The sequence below is a fragment of the Streptomyces carpinensis genome, assembly GCF_002154505.1.
In the GTDB taxonomy this organism is placed as follows: domain Bacteria; phylum Actinomycetota; class Actinomycetes; order Streptomycetales; family Streptomycetaceae; genus Streptomyces; species Streptomyces carpinensis.
In genome coordinates, this window is the sequence record NZ_MUBM01000725.1 from 1 (window position 1) to 1,084 (window position 1,084).

Consider the following 1,084-nt stretch of genomic DNA (forward strand, 5'->3'; position numbering starts at 1 on the left):
GACCAGCACGGGAAGCCGAAGTTCCAGTACGGCCCGGGGACGGTCCAGGACTTACCGCCGTCCTTCGTCTCGAAGACCTCCTCCAGGCCGGCGTACACATGGTCGGGGTTCTTCGGGTCGACGGCGAGGAACTGGTTGTACCAGGCCTGGATGCCCGGCTGGTACCCGGCGCCGGTGAGCGCCGAGCCGGAGTCGCGCAGCTGCTTGTAGTCGGCGATCCTCGTCCACGGACCGGTCGGCGAACCGGACTTGGAGACGAAGATGCCCTCCAGGCCGCTGTCCGGGTTCTCGTTGGTCTGCTCCGGCGACTGGTCGATGGCGTAGTAGCGTGAGCCGTCCGCGCTGTGCGCGAAGGTGACGTTGCCGACGTCCCCGCTGTCACTGGGCAGGTCACCGAGCCCGGTCAGCCGCTGCCAGCCGTTCCTGCCCTTGGTGTAGAAGCCGTTGTAGTCGTCGCCGCCGCGCCAGCCGACCGCGAGGACGACCTTGTTCGGGTCCTTGGGGTCGGCGGCGATGTCGTTGGCGATGTNNCGTACCAGAGCCGCCCGCGGCCGTCGAGCTGCAGGTCGCCGGTGGACAGCGCCGGGAGCCGGTCGGAGATCTCGGTCCAGTGGCCGCCGCCGGTACGGGAGCGGAACACGCCGCCGTTGGCCGAACCTGCGTACACGTAGCCGTGGTCGTCGGCGGCCAGTCCGGTGACCCGGCCGGTGACCCGGCCCGCACCGCCGCTGGAGTTGGAGTTGACGTCCCGGTAGCGGGGGTCGTCGGAGTCGTAGGGCAGCCGGGTCACGTCCCGCCAGCTGCCGCCGGTGTGCGGCAGGTTCCGCAGCGCCTCGTAAGCCGCCCCGTAGGCGCCCGGCGCCACGATGCCGGGCGAGGTGCGTGCCTCGGCGTACTGGTCGGCCTGTTCGGCGATCTCCTGGCCCTCGCCGCCGCCGTCGTCGTCACCGTCCTTGGCGAAGGGTGACAGTCCCTGGTGCTGCTCGTTCAGGTGGGCCTGGTGGCGCAGGGCGCGGACGCCGAAGGGATCGGTGCCGCGCCCGGCCGCCTGGGCCTGAGTGATGGTCAGTCCTAGTGCGGCGGT

Annotated in this window: 1 pseudogene; it reads right to left on the reverse strand. The window is 71.0% G+C overall.

Annotated features, from left to right (window positions below):
* Positions 1 to 1,063: pseudogene (locus tag BZY54_RS48340) on the reverse strand (glycosyl hydrolase); the annotation flags it as partial.
* Between the last annotated feature and the right edge of the window lie 21 nt (positions 1,064 to 1,084).